We start from the raw sequence: 20372 nt of genomic DNA, 5'->3' as shown, positions 1-20372 counted from the left end.
GCGCGAAAGGCTTCGTAGCTTTTCGTCGGTTTCGTTATTTGGTAAGACGTTCTGAGGTTGGTATGCAATTTCAAAGCATGGGGGGCACTGGGAGCGACTTTCGAGTCGATCCAGCGAACCATGATCCGCTAGGGTTGACCTCGTACGAGGCGAGTGGTTTTTACGATGAGATGTTCGGCTCTGATGGAACCGCGCGGTCTAGCTGCCAGTTTTTGGTGCAAAAGCTAGCCTCCCTGGCGTCTGGTGAATTGCAACGAAGGCAAAAAGCAGCCGACCACGAGTTGCTCAACATGGGCATCACGTTCAACGTTTATGGCCATGCAGCGGGAACGGAAAAGGTATGGCCCTTTGACTTGATTCCTCGTGTGATCGACGAAAAAGAGTGGCTCTACATCGAGGCGGGGCTCAAGCAGCGGATTCGCGCTCTAAACATGTTCATCAACGACATGTACCACGATCAAATGATCGTCAAGGATGGGGTGTTCCCTGAGTACATGGTTTCGTCCAGCAAGGGCTTTCTTCACCAGATTAAGGGTATGAAGCCCCCCAAGGGTATCTGGTGTCACATTACCGGCACCGATCTCGTTCGAGGAGCGGATGGGCAAGTCTACGTGCTCGAAGATAATCTAAGGTGCCCCTCGGGGGTCTCGTATCTGATTGAGAACCGGGAAGTCATGAAGCGTAGCTTTCCTCAGTTGTTTGAGGGGCACAGCATTCTCCCTGTAGAGACTTACCCTGAGCAGTTGCTCAAGATGTTGCAGTATGTTGCCCCGGATCATTCTCGCAATCCGACGGTTGTGGTGATGACCCCTGGAATCTACAACTCGGCTTACTTTGAGCATTGCTTCTTGGCTCAGCAGATGGGTGTCGAACTGGTTCAGGGTAGCGATCTCGTCGTCCGGGATGGCTTCGTTTATATGCGGACAACCAAAGGGCTCAAGCGGGTTGATGTCATTTACAGAAGGGTCGATGATGCCTTCCTCGATCCGGATTGCTTGCGTCCCGACTCGACCCTCGGCGTGCGTGGGCTCATGGAAGTCTATCGTGAAGGGCGTGTGGCGCTGGTCAACGCACCGGGTACTGGGGTGGCGGATGACAAGGCGGTTTATGCCTTTGTGCCGAAGATGATCAAGTACTACCTGCAGGAGGAAATGCTTCTGCCCAATGTGCCTACATACATGTGTGCCGATGAGAAGGAGAGGAAGTATGTCCTAGAGCATATCCATGAGCTGGTGATCAAACCAGCGAATGAATCCGGCGGCTATGGCATCATGCTCGGACCGAAATCGACTAAAGAGCAACATGATCAGTACAAGGAGTTGATCAAAGCCAATCCGAGGAACTATGTAGCACAGCCAATGCTGGCACTCTCGACGGTTCCTACTCTTTGTGGCGAGCGACTGGAAGGCAGGCACGTCGACTTACGGCCTTATATTTTGTACGGAGAGGACATCTATATCGTGCCGGGTGGTTTGACGCGAGTCGCGCTCGTGAAGGGTTCGCTGGTTGTGAATTCTTCTCAAGGTGGCGGCAGTAAAGACACGTGGGTGCTCCGAGAATAGATAGGTTCGGCGCATTGTTTTGTTCTTTGGGCTTCGTTCGGATAGTCGGATAGTTATTACATTAGAGTAGGGTAGGAGTTTCGCATCCATGTTGTCGAGAGTTGCTGATTCCATATTTTGGATGAGTCGATATACCGAGCGGGCCGAGAATGTCGCCCGGTTCATCGACGTGACGTTAAACCTGACCATTGACATGGGGACAGACAAGCTCTTTCAGTGGGAGCCTCTAATCTTTACAACCGGTGATCACGAAGCGTTTTTCGAGCGATATCGTGTTGCCAACCAAGAGAACGTCATCCGGTTTCTAACCTTTGACGAAGAGAATCCCAACTCGATTATTTCGTGCCTCAAGATGGCCAGAGAGAATGCCAGAACGACTCGCGAAATGATCAGCAGTCAGATGTGGGAGGAGCTCAACAAATTCTATCTGTTGGTCCGTGATGCTCGGAATGATTCCAGAGCGATTGCATCACCGTTCGAATTTTTCGGCAAAATCAAGCAAGCAGGTTATCTCCTAGAGGGGGTGACTTACGGAACCATGTCTCACGGGGAGGCTTGGAACTTTGGCAGGCTCGGTACGCTGCTGGAGCGAGCCGACAAGACCTCGCGAATCCTGGATGTGAAGTACTACTTGTTGTTGCCCAAGATGGAGGACATCGGCACTCCGCTAGACATAAGCCAGTGGGGGACGCTACTCAAGAGTGCGAGTGCTCTGGAGATGTATCGCAAGCAGTTCGGGCGGTTGCTACCGAAAAACGTGGCTCATTTCCTATTGCTCGACCGCAATTTCCCGCGTGCGGTTCGGTTTTGCATCATTCGCGCCGAGCAATCGTTGCTCAACATTACGGGGGGGACAACGGGTAATTTCAACAATCCCCCTGAGCAGCTTTTAGGGCGGCTGCGAAGCGAGTTGGATTATCTACATATTGACGAGGTCATGGACACCGGGTTGCACGAGTTTATCGATAATCTGCAAGGCCAGGTGAATGATATCGGAGAGGCGGTCAGCAATAGCTTTTTCGCGGTCGCGGAGACTCCGCAATTTGTAGCTTAGTCCAAGGCGAGGTCGGCTGATTCCCATCTACGCGGACAGCATTGTGGTTGGTATATTGTCCGGAAAATCTAATCCCTCCCTCCTTTCTTTTAGATCGTGACTATGCCTAAGCCAGCTATCTCCGCAACTCCCTATGCAAACCAATGGGACTGGAATCTACTCAAGCTTGTGATTCGTCGATGCCGGGAGAAAGGAGCCAAAAAGAAGGTGGCGGACTCGACGGGCACCTCCCTGAGCGGCTCCAATTTGCTCCTGAAATCCCTCGTTCTCAAACGAATATTTGAACGGGACGTGCTCGATGCCGACGACAAGCATGTCGGGGTATTGCTGCCTCCCACGGTTCCAGCTGCCGTCACCAATATCGCGTTGTCGTTGGGTAAACGGGTTGCCATCAACCTTAACTACACCGTTTCGGACCAGATCGTTAATGCCTGTATCGAGCAGGCCGGCATCAAAAAAATCATCACCAGTTCCAAGGCGATGGAGAAGTTCGGACTCAAACCGAACGCCAAGCTAGTTTACTTGGAAGACATGAAGGAAAAGGCCACACAGCTCGACAAAATCGCGAGTTTAATCAATGCGAAATTGATGCCTCAGTTTCTGTTGCATCGACTTTTGGGACTCAACGATTGCAAACCCGACGATTTGATCACCATCATTTTCACTTCCGGTTCTACGGGTAATCCCAAGGGAGTCCCGCTGACCTTTAATAATGTCGCATCGAACGTACAGGGATTCAACGAATACATTCGCGTTCTAGACAGTGATGATTTTCTTGGTGTCTTGCCATTTTTTCACTCGTTTGGTTTCACCGTAACGTTGTGGGGGGCACTCACATTGCCATCCTCTGCGTCGTATCACTTTAACCCGCTCGAACCACGTCAAATCGCCAAGCTGGTTGAGACCAACCAGTCGACGGTTTTACTCGGAACCCCCACGTTTATTCGTTCCTACGCTCGGAGAATTGAGCCTGAACAATTCCAATCGATTCAGGTGGTCGTGGTGGGGGCGGAGAAAATGCCCCTCGATCTATTTGATATCTTCGAGGAGAGGTTTGGCGTTCGTCCTGTGGAAGGGTATGGTGCGACGGAAACCAGTCCTGTGGCCTGTGTAAATTTACCGCCAAGTCGTGCGACAACGGTAGATCCCGCGTCTGGATTGAGAGAGGGATCAGTAGGAAGGCCAATTCCTGGCGTTACCGCGCGAGTTGTGTCGCTTGATGACGGTACTCTTCTCAATACGGACGAGACCGGCATGGTGCAGGTAAGTGGCCCGAACATTATGAGTGGTTACTTGAAGCAACCGGAGCTTACCGCGAAAGTGATCAAAGATGGTTGGTATACAACTGGGGATGTCGGTCACATCGACAACGATGGGTTCGTCTACATTACCGGCAGGCTAAGCCGCTTTTCCAAGATCGGTGGAGAGATGGTTCCTCACATCCAAGTCGAGGAAGCTATAACGGAGATTGTTGGAGATAACGAGGGAGCTCTTTCCGTAGCGGTCTCCAGCGTTCCCGATGAGAAAAAGGGGGAGCGATTGATTGTGCTGCATACCGAAATCGGAGTGACTCCGTCCGAAATCACGAAGAAGCTTCGCGAGAGAGGGCTGCCGAATTTGTTTATTCCGGCAGAAGACTGTTTCATCAAAGTCGATGCGATACCGATTTTGGGAACTGGCAAGCTCGACCTGCGAGGTCTTCAGCAAATGGCCAAAGAAAAGGCGGGTGGCTAGCTCGGCCAGGTCGCTCGACTAGCAAAATGCTCCGCGACTTGAGCCAACAGCGGATCAATGGTTTCGCTTTGAATAACGTGAGGTGGAGCCCACGGGAACCATTGGAAGCCGAGATGTTCCGTAGCCTCGATCGAGACATCTTGCTGGAGCAGACCGAGGAATACCGTCAGTTCCTTTAGTTTTGCGGGCTCGGATTTCGTGTATTGGACCATATATTGGGAGCGGAACTCGAATTCGGGATCCTGCCAAACCCATTCCGGCTCAATCCCTGTTTCTTCTTGTAGCTCCCGGAAAGCGGCTTCGAGTTTTGTCTCCAGGTGATCGAGGTGTCCCTTGGGTAAATCCCATCGTTTGGCATGCTTCATTAAAAGAAACTCTAACGTCTCACGCTGTCGAAAGATCAGAAATCCGCTCGAGTAGACTTGGGGTCGCATTTGGTTCCTGGCATTAATTGGTAAGATGCTGATTCCGAATAGTCGAACAACTAGTGTCTCGCGAATCGTCGCGGAATGGGATTGAGGATGGGAGCTTAATGAAACTTCATTGTCTTGGAACGGCGGGCTATCACCCAAACGATTGCCGCCACACAAGTTGTTATGCATTACCCGAGTCGGGCATCATTCTCGACGCAGGTAGTGGATTCTATCGCATAGGTGAGTTGCTTCGTTCCAACACTTTACATATTCTGCTGTCTCATGCCCATCTCGATCATATTCTTGGTTTGACTTTTGTATTGGATCTGTTGGCGACCACCCAGTTGGAGCATCTTCACGTCTACGCGGAGCGAAGCAAGATCGAAGCCATCCGCGCCCATTTGTTTCATCCATCGCTTTTTCCGTTAGAGCCCGATTTTCATTGGCATGCGTTGGAAGATATGGGTCAGGAATTCTCGGTCGATAGTGCGAAGGTAAAATGGTTCCCGCTAGAACATCCCGGGGGATCTGTTGGCTATCGGTTAGATTGGGAAACCACCTCACTTGCCTATGTTACCGATACTACCTGCAAAGTCGACGCAATCTATTGGAAAGAGATTCAAGGTGTCGATTGGTTGATGCACGAATGCAATTTTTCGGACGAGTACTCAGAGCTAGCCATCAAGACCGGACATAGTTGCTTGAGCGATGTGCTCGAATGTGCCCATCGAGCAAGGATTTCCAGGCTGATGCTTACTCATTTCAATCCGTTAGTGCTCGGCGCGGATCCCGTTGGGTTAGAAAAAGTGACATCGCGCAATTTGCGCAGAACCCCCGAACAGATCATCTTGGCGACTGATGGATTAGTTGTTGATTTAGGGTGACTTTAAAAGCGAATCGATACGCCCTATACTTGTCGCTGTTGGTGGTTAGCCAACTTGTGATCCAGCGCAGGATACGCGCTGGACAACTCAGAAGGCTCTGAATTGACGTACTTGCAGAAAGATTAGCTTCATGAATCCTTATGCGTCATTGAGTGACGACTTCTACATTAATACACATTTGCACACCGAGATGGATTTGCCGAGTCAGCGGGAAACGGTGCTGCATTACTTTGAACAGCTCCAAAAACGCTATCCAAAGATGGGGCGGTTCTATCAGCGGGAGCGAGGTGAGTTCATATTGGAGGAGGACCGATCGCACGGCGCATATCGGTGGGCTTCGGTGGAACAGAAAAGAATTTGCAGCGGCATCGTCAATCCGAACACGCTCGAGGAAGCCATGGAGCAGCATCAGACCATTTTGGAGATGGTCCCCTATCACATGTCTATCAGCAAATTGGACTGCGAATCAATCGGGTTGATGTACGGATTCGATTATCAGTGCCGGACAAATCACAACTTGCTTCTAGCAGAAGCGATCGGGCTGCCTGGAGCTTTAGAACCATTGGCGACCCGTCCCGGTTCGCATTTGATGAGTTTCGAGCCAGCCATACAAATTTCACTCGACGACACGTTCAAAACGCACGCCAGAATCAATTTCGAGCCTAGAACGACCACATATCAGTCGAAAAGCCAGGAATATGGGGAGGAATTGCTGAGTGTGTATGTTACGATTCGACGTTTCGAGTCCTTGACTCCCGAGGAACAATTCTCCGAGGAACTAAGTCGACTAGAAGTCTTAATGCGAGAGCTGATGGACAACTACATCGTAGAGAATATCCTTAAACCTTTACAGGCTGCCATCGCGGCCCGTTGACCATCCGCGAACTCCACCACTGACCATGATTAAACTCCCTTTCGTTCTCGCCTTTACCGCATTGACTGCTTTGAGCTGGGGAGTTTACGGAATCGTGCTTCACAAAGGCACTCATCAGCTCGGGGATAGCTCCATCCGAGCTTTTATCGGGGTGGGGATCGCCTACTTTTTGGTTGCTGTCCTGGTGCCAGCAATCTGGCTCAGCAGCAAGCCGGAAAAAGGGCACTGGTCTATCGGAGGGACGTTACTCTCCCTGTTTGCGGGAACGGTCGGGGCGCTCGGGGCCTTGGGGGTTACTTTAGCCTTGGCGTTTAAGGCGGATCCCATCTACGTGATGCCGATTGTGTTCGGAGGAGCACCGGTTGTTAATACGTTGGTGACCTCGTGGATCAACAAGTCCTTTTCGCAGATCAAACCAATGTTCTTAGTCGGTTTGATTCTTGTGGCAATAGGAGCGGTTGGGGTTCTCATCAACAAGCCTGTCGCCAAAAAGAATATTGTTGCGAAGAACGATACATCCGTACCCGTTTCTGAGAGCTCGGACGGTGGCGATACGGCTACCGCATCCGGAGCCTCGGAATCGATCGCTGCGTCAAATGAGAAAACGTCTTCCGACGCAACCACAGCCAGCGAATCAAAAGAGGTCCCCAACCCTATAAGCGTGGGTTTTTCGATTGTAATGGCTGTTCTTTGCTGGGGTGCTTACGGACCGGTTTTGCATTTGGGGCAGAGCAAAATGGGTGGATCGCGATTGCGACCATTCTGCTGCGTTGGGATCGCTTACTTCTTTATCGCAGTTGCGGTGCCCGTGATGATTTTGATGGCGGCACCTGACAATATTACGTTAACCTTTGAGCAAATCGCAAGCGGGATGACTTGGGCGGTTCTGGCTGGTGGCGCTGGGGCGGCTGGTGCACTGGGAATCATTTTGGCTTTCAACTATGGGGGCAAGCCGATTTTCGTGATGCCATTGGTTTTTGGTTTTGCACCGGTAATTAACACCCTCGTCTCCATGGTCGTCGCTGGCACTTTGGACAAGATTTCTTTGTACTTTATCATAGCCCTTTTACTCGGCATCTCGGGGGCGGTAACGGTTCTTTTGTTTGCCCCGAAAGCCAAGCCGCCTGGGGCTGGGGCTGCTACTCCCAAGAATGCTGAGCCAAAGCCAGCCACCTAGTTGCTGTATTTCTGGATCGACAGGTTTTGCCATGAGTCGCATGAGCTTGAGAGTTCGTATTGTCTTGGCGTTGATAAGTTTGAGTGTTGCCCACTCTCAAACCGCTATGTCTCAGTCCTCGGTTCGGTTGGCGGAACCCGAGTCGAGACCAACAATTGCTCCCGCAAAAGACGCCAAACCGGAATCAGGGGCGATTTTGTTTGGCACATCGGTTCACGATGTTCAAATCGAAATCTCAGAATCTACCATGCGTGAGGTGGAGGCCGATCATCGACCTTACGGACGAGCCCAACTGGTTATCAATGGCGAGGCCTCTCCCTCGTCAGGGCTAAAGCTAAAGGGTGCAGCGGGAAGCTATAGGCACTTTGACGAAAAGCCTGGCTTCACGATCAAGCTTGATAAGTTTCGCAAAAAACAATCGTTCGATGGTATCGATAAATTCCATCTCAACAATGCGGTACAAGACGAGACGTTCTTGCATGAGTGGATTGGCTCGGAGATGTTTCATACCATGGGCTATCCTTATCCGCGCGTTGGGCATGCATGGGTAACGATCAACAGTGGCGAAAAGAGACTCTACGTCGTCAGAGAGAACTATAACCCGAAACTGCTTAGTCGTTTCTTTGCCAACACAAAAGGGAATCTCTATGACGGTGGTTTCGTCCAGGACATAGACTCTGAACTCGAAAAGGATTCGGGCGAAGGAGATGACGAACGGGGAGATTTAGCAAAGCTCAGGGATGCTTTAACCGCAGAGGAGTTTTCGGATCGGCAGAGGCTAGTACCGGATCTGGTTGACATGGATCGTTTCCTTACATTCATGGCGTTGGAGCGATTGGTTTGTCATTGGGATGGTTATTCCTGCAACATCAACAATTATCGACTTTATTTCGATCCGGAAACGAACAAGGCTGTCTTTCTGCCTCACGGGATGGATCAGTTGTTCGATAGCCTCGGGATGGACATGATGGAATATTCCCATTCGATGTTAGCCGCCTTTGTGATGGGATCAAACACTTGGCGGCAAAAGTATCGCCTCGAGGTCAAGCGAGTCTACGATCGATTTTCAGCGATCGACTGGGACAAACGGATTGAAGAACGAGGGGCAATTCTTCTGAACGCATTACAGGAACCGCTACACGAAGAGGTCGATGGACTGGCAGACCGCATCGAGGATCTCAAGGAACGGGTAAAGGAGCGGTTCCGCATTCTTAAGGAACAGTTAGATGTCGAGGAGCCACAGCCTGTAAATATTGCATTGAACGAACCAATGCGACTATCAGATTGGTACGAAACCAAGGATCGGGATGAGATCGAGATTATTATCCCGGAGGCGGGCGTAACAGAAAAAATTCGGGTCAAGATTCCGAAGGATGGCGAAGGCTACGGCGGAGTAGAGCGCTCTGATCTTGTGACCAGAGGAACTTATAGATTTACGGGAAGGTTCCGGCTCACCGACGCACGAGCGTTTGAAGATGCGGAGGAGACCGTAGTCTGGCGTTTGAATAGAAACGAAGAGTGGGTTTCGATCGCCAAAACCAATGGTTGGCAAGAGTTCTCGATAGAGTCGCGAGTGGTTGAAGATCAACGCCGCATAGAGATGGGAATTGCTCTGAGAGCCACTCGCGGTCTTTTGGTCGTAGATCAAGGATCCTTAACTCTCACGAAAATCGCGGACTAAGCTCCTTTCGAGTACAATAGCGAATCAGGAGTGAAGGTTTGCGTACATGACAGACAGAAAGCGGCTTAGGCCGGAATCATTCGATTATCTTTTGGCTGCATTGGCACCGATTTTTGTAATCGGGATGATCGGTTCATTGGTTTACTTTCTGGTTTGTGTTTTGTATCGAGGGAGCTTTCCGGTCCGGTTGATGTGGATACTAGGACTTTACACCGTGGCCAGCGTTTTAATTGCCCGGATTGCAATCGAGCAATCTAGAACCTACAGTCTCGGGTATATGTTCGCGCTGGGAGCGGCCACCATGGTAGCAACGCCTGCGTATCTAAGTGGTCAAGACGGCTCACTCATGGGGGGCATTTTAGTAGTGATGCCGCTGTTGATTTTAATCGCGGTCTTATCGGATCGAATTACCTTTGATTGCACCTCGATGAACGAAGATGTTGAGAGCAATGGCGTTGGGCTACTACAATCGCTGGGGCTTGCAAAGGCTGAGGAGTTCAAGCAATCAAGCCACTTAGGCCGAGCCTCAGCCAGGAATTCGAACGAGAAACGTCGGCACAACCCGGGTGTTTGGATCCTTTACTTTGCGTTGGGAGCTGTACCTTTGTTTGCGATCGGACAACTGATCGCGGTGGACGATGCCAATCGAGCTTTTGCATGGAAGATGGTCTTCGTGTATTTGTTCAGTTCACTGAGTCTGCTTGTGCTCATAGCCCTGCTTACCCTTCGAAAATACTTGCGAGACCGAGGTGTCACCATGGAAGCCGGATTGGCCTCGCGGTGGATCATCTATGGGGTGACCTCGAGCTTCTTACTTTTGTTTTTACTGTTCTTGATTCCTCTACCGAACAAGTCGATCTTTCAGCTAGATTTGCCCTTCAAGATCACGAATCGAGAAAATTTATCATCGAGTCGGTTTGGATGGGGTAACGAAGGAGTTGACGATCCTGCATCTCAATCTCCGAAAGCTCAGAAAGGCGAGCAGTCTACCAACCCGAATTCGGCGGACGATCGGGGCACGGGCGAGAGCAAAAACTCTGACTCCTCATCGCCAGACGGTAGCCGAGAGTCTTCGGATAGCAAATCACAATCCTCACAACAAGCGGGAGACGAGAGAAAGAGCGCGAGCGGCAATGAAGCACAAAGGTCTTCCAACGATCAACAATCGCAGCAGAAACAAGACAGTAACAGCCAAGAGAACGGCGGGCAAAGAGATGCTAAACAAGAGGGCAAGCAATCCTCAGGACAAGATTCGTCACCGCAAAAATCTAAGTCTCGCCAAGATGTTTCTTCCCAGCAACCATCGACAAGACCTCAGACATCGTGGTCGATTCAATGGAACCCAGGACCTCTGTTTCAGTGGATCGCCGTTTTGGCCATACTAGCGGTTGCTTGTTTTTACGGCTGGCTGCACCGAAAAGAGATTATGGAATTTATTCGACGTTTGCTCGGTCTGAATCGGCAGCGAGAGGCCAGCACTACAGCCATCTCGACCAAGAGCGAAGTGGTCGAGAATCGTGATACGTTTTCTACATTAGCGAACCCTTTCTCCAGCCGTGGATTAAGTCGTGAGCAGATTGTGACGCAGATGTTTCAAGCGATTCAAGCCTGGGGGCACGATAAACGAATTGATCGCGGCGACGAAGAGACCCCCGACGAATATGTCAAACGCTTAGGCAAACGATTTCCTGAACAGTGGGAGACGCTACGCACACTTGGCTTTTTGTATAGCCGGATTGCCTATGCACGCGGACGCGTGAGCGATCGCGAAGTACAACCGCTGCAATCGCTCTGGGGGTGGCTCAGCGCAAACCGATAGAGCACAAAGTGACTATTCTTCTTTTGCTCCGGAGAGAGCGATCGCTTCCACGACCGTCTTCTGACCGAGGGCTTGATAGGTAGAAAACGGCCCATCGACCCCATCCTTCGGCCAAGTTGATGGGTCAGCGAACGCTCCATCATCTTGATAGATCGATTGCAACCGTACGATCTCTGCCTTGAGATCTTGCCAGAGGTTCGCGACTTGAGGGTTCTGGTTGGCTCCTTCGTTGAACAGAAGATTGTTTTGCTCATTGGGGTCTGCGATCAAATCGTACAGCTCATAAAGATCTTCCTTCCAATAGTAAATCAGCTTGTGCGTTTGTGTTCGAACACCCAGATGCGCCCGCGTATTATGATGACCGGGATCGTGGTAGTATCGATAGTAGATCGATTTTCGCCATGTAGCGGAGGGCTGGCCTCCCAGAAGTACGTCGACGCTTTCTCCTTGCATTGAAGCAGGAACCTCGAGCCCTGCGAGTCGAAGAATCGTAGGGGCAAAATCGATGTTGAGCACCATTTCCTCGGGAGCGATTCCTGGTTGGATTCCGGGGCCTCGCATGATCAACGGAATGCGAAGACCAGGTTCGTACATAAATCGCTTGTCGTACATTCCCATATCCCCCAGATACCAGCCGTTATCTGAGGAGTAAATGACAATCGTCTCATTTGCGAGGCCCGATTCGTCCAAGTAATCCAGAACTTGTCCCACGCTGTCGTCCACACCTTGGACGCAGGCGAGGTAGTCTTGCATATACCTTTGGTATTTCCAGCGGACTAGATCTTCATCTCGGAGAATCTGACCATCTACTTCCAACTCCATAGGGACCTCTTGGTACCATCTATTTAGTTCGGGCCCCTTTAGATCGGCAGGTGGAATGAGTTTCAAATCTCGTCGCGAAAGGTCTCTGGCGATGGTTTGCTGATTGGATGGCAAAGCCGCAGGTCGTGTAGCATAGGTGTCCCAGAGTGTATCGGGTTCGGGGATGACCTGATTCGCGAACTTTTCTTTATTGCGAGTGTCGGGGTCCCAGGCTCGGTGGGGAGCTTTGTGATGAAGCATCAAGAAGAATGGTTTATCGTTGGGGCGAGTTTTGATAAATTCTATTCCCAATTCTGTTGTGATCTCGGTGCAGTGGCCTTTGAGGGTCATTCTTTGACCGTCGACCAGAAACATCGGATCCCAATAGGAACCTTGACCGGGTAGTACGATCCATCGATCAAAACCGGTCGGATCGGAACCCAAGTGCCACTTTCCTATCATCCCGGTATGGTATCCAGCCGATTGCAGATGCTTGGCCATATGATCACGCGAGCCATCAAATCGATTGAAGACGGGAACTCCATTTTTGTGCGAGTATTGGCCAGTTAAGAGTGTGGCTCGGCTCGGTGTACAAATGCTGTTGGTGACGAATGCGTTCTGGAAGATCGCACCGTCTTTCGCCATGCGATCTAGATGCGGGGTCTGGTTGACTTTCGAACCGTACGCGGAAATCGCATGCCGAGCGTGATCATCCGAAAAGATAAAGATGATGTTTGGTTGACTCGCGAGGCTGATCTGAGGCAGGACGGCCAAACAGGCAATGGCGAAGAAAAGAGGTTTCATGGCTGGCCCTTCAGGTATAGGGGAAATCGGTGGGCTTGGGCAACGTGTATCTTAGTTGTGGGGGCGTAACCACTCCCATGCTAACCTACCAAAGCACACCTTGGTATTAGGCTGCCTATTGTATTCGGCGAATATCCTGAGCGTCGACGATTTCACCGTTTACTGTTCCGGGAGATTGGGGAAAGTCATCATCGGTGGCTTTGCTCCCAAATGGACCGTAGGTATAGGTACCGACGGTAAAGGAGCTGCCCAGCGGACCGGCATCCATTTGCTCGGCCATTTGCTGCAACCGATCCTTCATGTTGTTTTGAAAGATTTCCACAGAGCATGCGACGAACATAATGGCAAAGATCAAAACAAGAGCTATCTGAAAAGTTATCAATCCGTAGATTACGAACATCGCAGCCAGGACTTGCCCGAGGCGACCGGTCCAAAGAACCGCTGTTCGTCGACTGACCACGAATTGGAGCAAGGCTCGCAGTATCCGCCCGCCGTCCATCGGAAAAACGGGCAGCATGTTAAATACCGCCAGCATGACGTTTACTAAAAACATCTGTGTCGGAGGAGATAACTCAGAAATCGAGAACCCGCCGGGTTCAGTTGGTATCTTTATCGGGAAGAAAATGTAGAGAGCCAGAGCGATAACAACGTTGACTAGGGGGCCGCAGATTGCAATCACAAACTCCGCCTTGGGCCCGGGGGGTATGTTCCCCATCCTCGCTAGCCCACCGATTGGAAGGAGCGTAATGTCCTTTGTCGGTACGTTGAACCAACGCCCTGAGAAAGCATGCCCCAATTCATGCAAGAACACGCAGCCGAAGATAGCAAAGAGAAAACCTACGTTGCTGATGGCCCCTCTCAAGCCGTCACCTAAACCGGAGATCAATACGTAGAGGGTCAACCACCAGAAAGACCAGTGGATGTAGATGCGAATGCCAGACAGACTGCCTAGATATAAGGTTTTGAACATGACAAGATTCTAGGGAACCCGGCTACAGGAGTCCACCTACAAACCAAGCATTCGCTCGTACATAGCGTCCCGAATTACCGAAGATCTCCAGCCGCTGGTGTGCCCTTTGCCTGGCTCGATGGTGATTTCTCCATCAAAGGCCGGGTTGGTCAGCGAGGTGGTCATGGCTTGGAAACGCTCTACGGCCAAATTGAGATAGTACTCGTCCTTGTCACCCACCCAGACATGGATCTTCCCAGCCAGAAGTGGGCCAAGTCTGGACCAATTGTCCTGGAGAATCAGACGCAGATCGAATCTCTTCCAGGCCTCTGCGGTTTGCCGATCGATTTTGCCTGTCTCGCCGTCCCATAGCGGAACGGGACCATCCACTCCTTTGGGACCGTAGACCGCATTCCAGCTAGCCCATTGTTGCCCGCCCAACTCCCAACGCCCGGCTCCCAGCACTCGTTCTAGCTGGCACTCGTGACGGATACTGTAATCGACGGCACCGCTGCGATTTCGCTTCGCGGGAACTTCAGACCCATCCTTGGCAAAATAAGCGTTATCGTCCTCGTAGATATTGATGAGTTGAAAGTTGCGAAAGTCGACTCCGTCAGGGCAGGATGACCAACAACCGTTGAACGAATCAGGGTAAAGGATTTGCAGAGCGAGGGAGACCCATCCTCCGGTGCTTCCGCCGGTCGTAAAGCGATACTTTCCAGAACCCGCACAAACGTACGTTTTCTCAACATAAGGGATAATCTCTTCAATCAGGGCTTGGCCGTAGGGACCATTATTTTCGGAATCAACGTAGTAGGGGTCCCCAAAGGGACCTGCCCCGTCGAGTAAAATCTGAACAAACCGTGGATCGCGTTCCAATCCCAAGGCACTCGTGCTGCGCTGTCCAAAGCCACCGATATGGATGATGAGCCCTTTAGGGATTTCGGTATCATTGGTCGGGGTGCTTTTTTCTTCGACCGTCTCCGATTCCAACGGCAACGCCACTCCAAACCTTAGTGTCATCGGGCGACCATGAAATGCCGTGAGCAAAGGGCTAGGGATCTCCACCAATTCGTAGCCAGCACGCTCTCGAGCGGGTCTCGTGGCAATAACATCCGTCAACGGAATGGATAGGGTTTCACCGGAAGCCAAGGGCCAGTTGACATCGATCACCTCGCTCCGGAGGTTGCCCGGGGCGTTGGGTAAGTTAATGGAAGGATTGTGCGTAAAAATCGCCTGTACCTTGTACTGTCCTGGAGGAAGTTTTCCGAGCTCCATGCCGACCGGGAAGCCTGTCACGCTGTCGTCCAACACGATCGGTTTATCTCTCACAAGCTTTTCCACGGCCAAGCCGAACATCGGTTGCCCCGGAAAGGAGGCATCCGTAAATCTCGGCCGTCCGTTGCCAGTCGCGAAAGCAACTAATAGTCTTCCAGGTGAGTCCGGTATTTCTAAATGGGGATCGGTAACGACTACTTCCAGTCTATTTTCGTCAACGAGATGCGAGGATCTATCCGTACGTGCCACCACGGTCGGCGGGAGCAAAGAAACCGAGAAGCCTGAAAACGCCAAGAAAGCCAAAATCGTGGTCGTCGTTCGGAAGAAGCCAACGAATGGTTTCATTTTCAACAATTGCATTTTGATTTTATCGAGAATAATTCGGAAGACCTGAGATGGATAACCTTTATCGAAAACAACAGTTCCCTTGCCCAGGGGTTCTCCGCAGTTTAGACTCATTCCATAGGTTTAGGGAGATTCTCTGAAAATAATACCACGAATTGCAGCCGTCCTCGGTTTGGAAAAGCTGATCTCGGCCAGGAGCAAGAAAACTATGTTTCGTCGAGCATTGATCGCGTCCTTGTTGGCTTCATCCACGAGTATTGCAGTGGACTCTATGGCAGCCGACTGGCCTCAGTACTTAGGTCCGACTCGAGATGGAATTTCGGCGGAAACAGGACTGCTCTCCGAATGGCCAGAGGTGGGACCGGCACTAGAGTGGACCTTTCGAGACGCGGGTGTTGGTTTCTCTAGTATGGCAATCGCCGACGGTCGCTTGTTCACTTGCGGTGCTAGGGAGGAGCAAGAGTTCTTGATTTGCGTTGACCTTAGCTCGGGTAAAGAGCTTTGGGCGGTTCCTATGGGTGAGAAGTTTGATTTCAATGGGAATCAGTGGGGGGCGGGACCACGCTCGACGCCGTCGGTGGCAAGTGGCAAGGTCGTTGCATTGGGCGGAGGGGGGCAACTAATTTGCGTGGATGCGGAAACGGGAGCTTTGCAATGGCAGCAGCACATGATGGCTGATTTGGGGGGGGAGGTAGATCCGGTCGGTGGCGGCCCCGGAACCAAACCTGGTGAGCCAAAGATCGGCTGGGGGTATAGCTGGTCCCCTCTTATCGACGGCGATCGCGTTATTGGCAATCCAGGTGGGCCCAAAGGGGCTGCTATCGCTTGGGATTTATCGACAGGCGATGTGGCATGGCGAAGTGCGGAGTTTCAGAATCAAGCCTCGTATGCGTCACCCGTTGCCGCAGAGATCGAAGGGGTCAAACAGTATGTATTCTTGCACAACAGTGGGATGACCGGAGTTGCAGCCGACGACGGAAGAACACTTTGGGTTTGGGAAAAGAAGTATGCTGACGTCGTGATTCCCACACCAATAGTTGTCGGAAATCAAATCTACGTCAGTGCGGGTAGCAGCCCATCCACTTGCGATTTGGTTTCCATCGTTAAGACAGGAGATGTTTTTTCGGCCCAATCCGAATACAAAGGTAAAACAAACAGGGTCATGAAGAACAGCGTGAGTGGTTCCGTGATTCTGGACGGGAAAGTATATGGCTACTCGGACAAGGTAGGTTGGGTGTGCCAAGATTTGGAGACAGGCAACCAAATATGGGCCGCTCGCCAACCTCTCAAGGCGGGTTCGGTGATCGCTGCGGATGGCAAGCTTCTGTGCTATGACGAAGAAAGTCGCGACGTCGCTTTGGTCGATGCGAACCCCAAGGAATTCGTTTTGCGATCTTCATTCACATTACCAGAAGAAACCAAATTCCCGGCGCCAAGCAGCAAAAATTGGACTCCCATGACGATCTCGGATGGCAAGCTCTACGTCAGAGACCAAGAGCTGATCTTTCGATTTGCGATCAAGTAAAAACGCAAGGGTCGTGCGGTCGGACTTGCAGTATTAGCTAGAACATTTTCATGCAACGGATGGTTGCACAGCAGGTGGCTCGGCTGCTGGTGTTTGGTCGATCAAGGATTTGTCAACTGTGATGGTGGCGGGGCCTTGGTCTGGCGAAGAATCCTCCATATCGGAATCGCTGGTTCGATTTTTTCGTTGGAACAATAGCGACAAATCGTCCAAGTACGAATAAATCACAGGTACTGCTAGGAGTGTCAACAGCAAGGATAAGGTCTGGCCTCCGGTGGCAAGGACGGCGATAGAGCGTCTTTCTTCTGCTCCCGGACCAGTTGCGATCAAGAGCGGAAGCAAACCTGCCACGAACGAAATGGTGGTCATTAAGATTGGCCGGAATCGATCTCGGTTTGCCTCCAAGATAGCTGTTGTCCGGTCAACGCCTTTCCGCCGCAGAGTATTCATACAATCGATCTGAAGAATAGCTGCTTTCTTCACCACTCCGAATAGCACCAGTACACCGAGGGCCGAATAGACATTCAGCGACTCACTCCCCAGCCACAAACTGAACAGGCCAAATGGAATCGAGAGCGGTAGGGTAAAGAGAATGGTAAGCGGGTGGGCCAGATGTTCGAACTGGGCCGCTAGTACGATATACATAAAGACGAAACTTAATAGCAGAACCCACCGAAACTCACCTACCGTACGCTCTAATTCTCGTCCTCTACCGAGAACTCGAGTGTCGAAACCTGCTGGTATACCAATTTTTTTAGCTTCCGCATTCACGGCCTCAATACGATCGGATAGCGAGTAGCCTTGAGCAATGTTTGCCCGTATCGCCACCATGCGTTGCCTATCCAATCTGTCTATTCGAGCTGATGCATCTCCAAAGCGGAAAGAAACCAAATTCTCAATCCTGGTTAAGACATTCCCACCACTATTCTCCATCGAGGCGGCATATTGGGTCCCACTTGATGATACCATCGGATTAGCACGCACGTAGAGTTGAGATATGGCATCCACATCCTGACGATCAACCCCCACAAGCCGAAGCTCAACATCATAGGCATCGTCGACAGCGGGATCTCGATACCTGGATACTCGATCATCGCCCCCAACGGCGATTCGCAATGTGTCCGCAATCTCCTGAACAGAGACGCCCAATGAAGCCGCTCGTTCTCGATTTATGTCGACCAATACTTCCGGTTTATCAAGTCGCAAAGTCGAATCCACATCGACGATCCCCGGAATCTCTCGAACTCGCTTTCTCAATTCTTCACTGAACTTAGCCATCTCCTTGGCATCTGGACCAACAATGGAGTAGTCGATGTCCACGTTGGCCCCTTGACGCAACGATGTCAGATTCCGTATCGAAGCCCTGACATCCGAAAACGACTTTAGGAGTTCGCGAACCTCGGACATTTTTTTTTGTTGCGAGTAATTGCCGACGAATGCTTGAGAGGGAGTTCCTTTCAGCAGTTCTTTAAAGAATCGACCTAACGAAAAGTTACGAGTCTCTGAATCAACCAAGCGAATGTAGATATTGCCGTTGTTAACTCCACCAAAGCCGCGGGTTCCTACTGATGCAAGCGTAAAGACAACACCATCGACATTGCGAAGCTTCTCCTCGATCTTTTCCATAGCAATGTTCATCGAGGCTATGGTCGTTCCCTCTTTTGCGTTGACGCTGACCTCGAACTCGGATTCGTCTACGTTGGTCGGAATGTAATCTTGTTGAACCCACGAATAAAGTGGAATGTTAGCGGCAATGGTCAAGAAGCAGAGTATCAGGGTCGCAAAACGAAACCTCATGGCAGTGCGCAAACTGAACATATAGCCAGCTTCAATCCACGAATAGAAACCACCTCGGGAGGTTGCGTTTTGTTTTCCTTTGAGAGCATGATTCGGTTTCTTGAGCAACAAACTGCACATCATCGGTGTCAGAGTAAAACTGATGAACATAGACACCAGAATGGCCACGGTGGCAGTGATGCCGAATTGGAAAAGCATTCGGCCTGTGACGCTCGATAAAAACGAAACGGGCAAAAACACAATGACCAGAGAAGCTGTCGTTGCGAGAACAGCTAACCCGATCTCTTTGGTTCCTTTGATCGCGGCTTCCTTAGGGTCCATCCCCTCTTCTTCTATGCAGCGAAAAATATTCTCCAGGACAACAATAGCGTCGTCGATAACCACTCCCACCATAAGCACCAAAGCCAACATGGTGACATTGTTTAGCGTAAAGCCGAACGCTTTCATGAAAGCGAAGGTTGCAATGATCGAGGCAGGGATGGCTACCGAGGCAATCAGCGTCGACCGCCATGAACGCATAAAGAGCAGCACCGTTAGGCATGCCAAAATGGAGCCCGATATCAGGTGATTCTGTATCTCGTGCAACGCAGCCAAGATGTAGCGAGACTGATCTTGGATGATGGTGAGTTCGATATCGGAAGGAAGAATGGCTCGAGCGCGATCCAAACGTTGCTTTACCGCACTGATCACTTCAACCGTATTTTCACCAGATTGTCGCTGAACGCTTAAGGTTACGTTCGGAACCCCATTCAATCGGGAGATCGAACGAACCTCCTTGGTTGAGTCCTCGATGGTACCCAGATCTCGCAAGCGAATCGGAACACTTCCTACCGTATCAACCACGAGTTCGGAGAATTCTTTCGATTCGGGGACTCGGCCCATGGTCCGGAGCGCACGTTCAATGAGACCTTCGTCCACTCGACCGCCGGGAACCTCAGTGTTTTGACGAACGATCGCCTCGCGAACTTGCATGATCGACAGCTGATAGGCTGCCAGCCTTTGCGCTTCGACATTGATTTTGACGGCTCGCTCGGCGGCTCCCGAAATCGAAACTTGCCCGACCCCCTGAGCGGATTCGATGACGCTCTTCACGTAACGATCTGCCAAATAATAAAGTTCAGATGGGCTACGATCACCAGACAATGCGATTGTCATAATCGGACTGGAGTCCAGGTCCGACTTGGAAACAACCGGAGGATCGATATTTGGAGGAAGTCGCCGAACTGCGGAAGCCACAGCATCTCGAACATCCTGAACCGCTGCATCAATATTGCGAGTTAGGTTAAAGGTTACCAAAACGAGAGAGCTGCCGTCCTGCGAGATACTTCGCAGCTCTTCGATCCCGGCCACCGTGGCCACAGCGTCTTCCATGATCTTCGACACCTCGGACTCGACCTCCTCCGATGCCGCCCCAGGGTAAGTTGTCCGAACGAACACAGTTGGTAGGTCGGTTTTCGGATAGCGATCAATCCCTAGGGATGGAAACGCAACAATCCCTGCCACGACCAATGCCATAACCAGCATCAATGCGAAAACAGGGCGTTTTACGCAAATTTCTGCCAACCAATACACTAGATCACCAAATTCGGCTGGAAAGGAAGGGAAACAAGTGGGAACATGTTTAAACTTTGGGAGGCTGTCAGGAGGGAACCCGGGGGGCATCTACCGGGAAACG

General features: G+C 51.1%; 14 protein-coding genes. 9 read left to right on the top strand and 5 right to left on the bottom strand.

What is annotated here, in order from left to right; genetic code table 11:
- Nucleotides 1–62 precede the first annotated feature (62 nt).
- The 3 genes from SH449x_RS04325 (at nt 63) to SH449x_RS04315 (ending at nt 4350) form a co-directional block, all read left to right on the top strand.
- Nucleotides 63–1562, top strand: coding sequence for a circularly permuted type 2 ATP-grasp protein (locus SH449x_RS04325; protein WP_482380092.1), 1500 nt, complete (start codon nt 63–65; stop codon nt 1560–1562).
- Nucleotides 1563–1650: 88 nt separating this feature from the next.
- Complete coding sequence (locus SH449x_RS04320; RefSeq protein ID WP_482380091.1) at nt 1651–2616, top strand: alpha-E domain-containing protein; 966 nt, start codon at nt 1651–1653, stop codon at nt 2614–2616.
- 102 nt (nt 2617–2718) lie between these two features.
- Nucleotides 2719–4350, top strand: coding sequence for an AMP-binding protein (locus SH449x_RS04315; RefSeq protein ID WP_482380090.1), 1632 nt, complete (start codon nt 2719–2721; stop codon nt 4348–4350).
- On the opposite strand, the gene SH449x_RS04310 is transcribed toward SH449x_RS04315, so the two are convergent.
- Nucleotides 4347–4784, bottom strand: a complete 438-nt coding sequence (locus tag SH449x_RS04310) for an NUDIX domain-containing protein (RefSeq protein WP_482380089.1) — start codon at nt 4782–4784, stop codon at nt 4347–4349. The genes SH449x_RS04315 and SH449x_RS04310 overlap by 4 nt on opposite strands.
- Before the next feature lie 98 nt (nt 4785–4882).
- On the opposite strand from SH449x_RS04310, the gene SH449x_RS04305 reads away from it, so the two are divergent.
- The 5 genes from SH449x_RS04305 (at nt 4883) to SH449x_RS04285 (ending at nt 11198) form a co-directional block, all read left to right on the top strand.
- On the top strand, nt 4883–5647 hold the full coding sequence (locus SH449x_RS04305) for an MBL fold metallo-hydrolase (protein ID WP_482380088.1): 765 nt from the start codon (nt 4883–4885) through the stop codon (nt 5645–5647).
- A 130-nt stretch (nt 5648–5777) separates the two neighbouring features.
- A complete protein-coding gene (locus SH449x_RS04300) occupies nt 5778–6521 on the top strand; it encodes a hypothetical protein (RefSeq protein ID WP_482380087.1) in 744 nt (247 codons plus the stop codon).
- A 25-nt stretch (nt 6522–6546) separates the two neighbouring features.
- Complete coding sequence (locus tag SH449x_RS04295) at nt 6547–7698, top strand: hypothetical protein (RefSeq protein ID WP_482380086.1); 1152 nt, start codon at nt 6547–6549, stop codon at nt 7696–7698.
- Between the two features lie 31 nt (nt 7699–7729).
- Nucleotides 7730–9379 (top strand): CotH kinase family protein, encoded by a 1650-nt coding sequence (locus SH449x_RS04290; RefSeq protein ID WP_482380085.1) that lies wholly within the window; start codon nt 7730–7732, stop codon nt 9377–9379.
- A gap of 46 nt (nt 9380–9425) precedes the next feature.
- Complete coding sequence (locus tag SH449x_RS04285) at nt 9426–11198, top strand: DUF4129 domain-containing protein (RefSeq protein WP_482380084.1); 1773 nt, start codon at nt 9426–9428, stop codon at nt 11196–11198.
- Nucleotides 11199–11210: 12 nt separating this feature from the next.
- Here the strand turns inward: SH449x_RS04285 and SH449x_RS04280 are convergent, their stop codons facing one another.
- The 3 genes from SH449x_RS04280 to SH449x_RS04270 form a co-directional block, all read right to left on the bottom strand.
- Nucleotides 11211–12803 carry a sulfatase family protein gene (locus SH449x_RS04280; protein ID WP_482380083.1) on the bottom strand — a complete coding sequence of 531 codons (1593 nt, stop codon included), beginning with the start codon at nt 12801–12803 and terminating at the stop codon, nt 11211–11213.
- A 115-nt stretch (nt 12804–12918) separates the two neighbouring features.
- On the bottom strand, nt 12919–13773 hold the full coding sequence (locus SH449x_RS04275) for a site-2 protease family protein (RefSeq protein ID WP_482380082.1): 855 nt from the start codon (nt 13771–13773) through the stop codon (nt 12919–12921).
- A 36-nt stretch (nt 13774–13809) separates the two neighbouring features.
- A complete protein-coding gene (locus tag SH449x_RS04270; RefSeq protein WP_482380081.1) occupies nt 13810–15390 on the bottom strand; it encodes an alpha/beta hydrolase-fold protein in 1581 nt (526 codons plus the stop codon).
- Between the two features lie 193 nt (nt 15391–15583).
- On the opposite strand from SH449x_RS04270, the gene SH449x_RS04265 reads away from it, so the two are divergent.
- Nucleotides 15584–16900 carry a PQQ-binding-like beta-propeller repeat protein gene (locus SH449x_RS04265; protein WP_482380080.1) on the top strand — a complete coding sequence of 439 codons (1317 nt, stop codon included), beginning with the start codon at nt 15584–15586 and terminating at the stop codon, nt 16898–16900.
- Nucleotides 16901–16948: 48 nt separating this feature from the next.
- On the opposite strand, the gene SH449x_RS04260 is transcribed toward SH449x_RS04265, so the two are convergent.
- Complete coding sequence (locus SH449x_RS04260; protein ID WP_482380079.1) at nt 16949–20269, bottom strand: efflux RND transporter permease subunit; 3321 nt, start codon at nt 20267–20269, stop codon at nt 16949–16951.
- Between the last annotated feature and the right edge of the window lie 103 nt (nt 20270–20372).

The sequence above is a fragment of the Brakhagea baltica genome (assembly GCF_052161605.1).
In the GTDB taxonomy this organism is placed as follows: domain Bacteria; phylum Planctomycetota; class Planctomycetia; order Pirellulales; family Pirellulaceae; genus JBKCUI01.
Note: the sequence above shows the minus strand (reverse complement) of the source record. Positions and strands in the feature narration are given on the sequence as shown.

Excerpts from the sequence above, each read along its gene's own strand:
- SH449x_RS04325 (WP_482380092.1), top strand. The coding sequence starts at position 63 with ATGCAATTTCAAAGCATGGGGGGCACTGGGAGCGACTTTCGAGTCGAT.
- SH449x_RS04320 (WP_482380091.1), top strand. The coding sequence starts at position 1,651 with ATGTTGTCGAGAGTTGCTGATTCCATATTTTGGATGAGTCGATATACC.
- SH449x_RS04315 (WP_482380090.1), top strand. The coding sequence starts at position 2,719 with ATGCCTAAGCCAGCTATCTCCGCAACTCCCTATGCAAACCAATGGGAC.
- SH449x_RS04310 (WP_482380089.1), bottom strand. The coding sequence starts at position 4,784 with ATGCGACCCCAAGTCTACTCGAGCGGATTTCTGATCTTTCGACAGCGT.
- SH449x_RS04305 (WP_482380088.1), top strand. The coding sequence starts at position 4,883 with ATGAAACTTCATTGTCTTGGAACGGCGGGCTATCACCCAAACGATTGC.
- SH449x_RS04300 (WP_482380087.1), top strand. The coding sequence starts at position 5,778 with ATGAATCCTTATGCGTCATTGAGTGACGACTTCTACATTAATACACAT.
- SH449x_RS04295 (WP_482380086.1), top strand. The coding sequence starts at position 6,547 with ATGATTAAACTCCCTTTCGTTCTCGCCTTTACCGCATTGACTGCTTTG.
- SH449x_RS04290 (WP_482380085.1), top strand. The coding sequence starts at position 7,730 with ATGAGTCGCATGAGCTTGAGAGTTCGTATTGTCTTGGCGTTGATAAGT.
- SH449x_RS04285 (WP_482380084.1), top strand. The coding sequence starts at position 9,426 with ATGACAGACAGAAAGCGGCTTAGGCCGGAATCATTCGATTATCTTTTG.
- SH449x_RS04280 (WP_482380083.1), bottom strand. The coding sequence starts at position 12,803 with ATGAAACCTCTTTTCTTCGCCATTGCCTGTTTGGCCGTCCTGCCTCAG.
- SH449x_RS04275 (WP_482380082.1), bottom strand. The coding sequence starts at position 13,773 with ATGTTCAAAACCTTATATCTAGGCAGTCTGTCTGGCATTCGCATCTAC.
- SH449x_RS04270 (WP_482380081.1), bottom strand. The coding sequence starts at position 15,390 with ATGCAATTGTTGAAAATGAAACCATTCGTTGGCTTCTTCCGAACGACG.
- SH449x_RS04265 (WP_482380080.1), top strand. The coding sequence starts at position 15,584 with ATGTTTCGTCGAGCATTGATCGCGTCCTTGTTGGCTTCATCCACGAGT.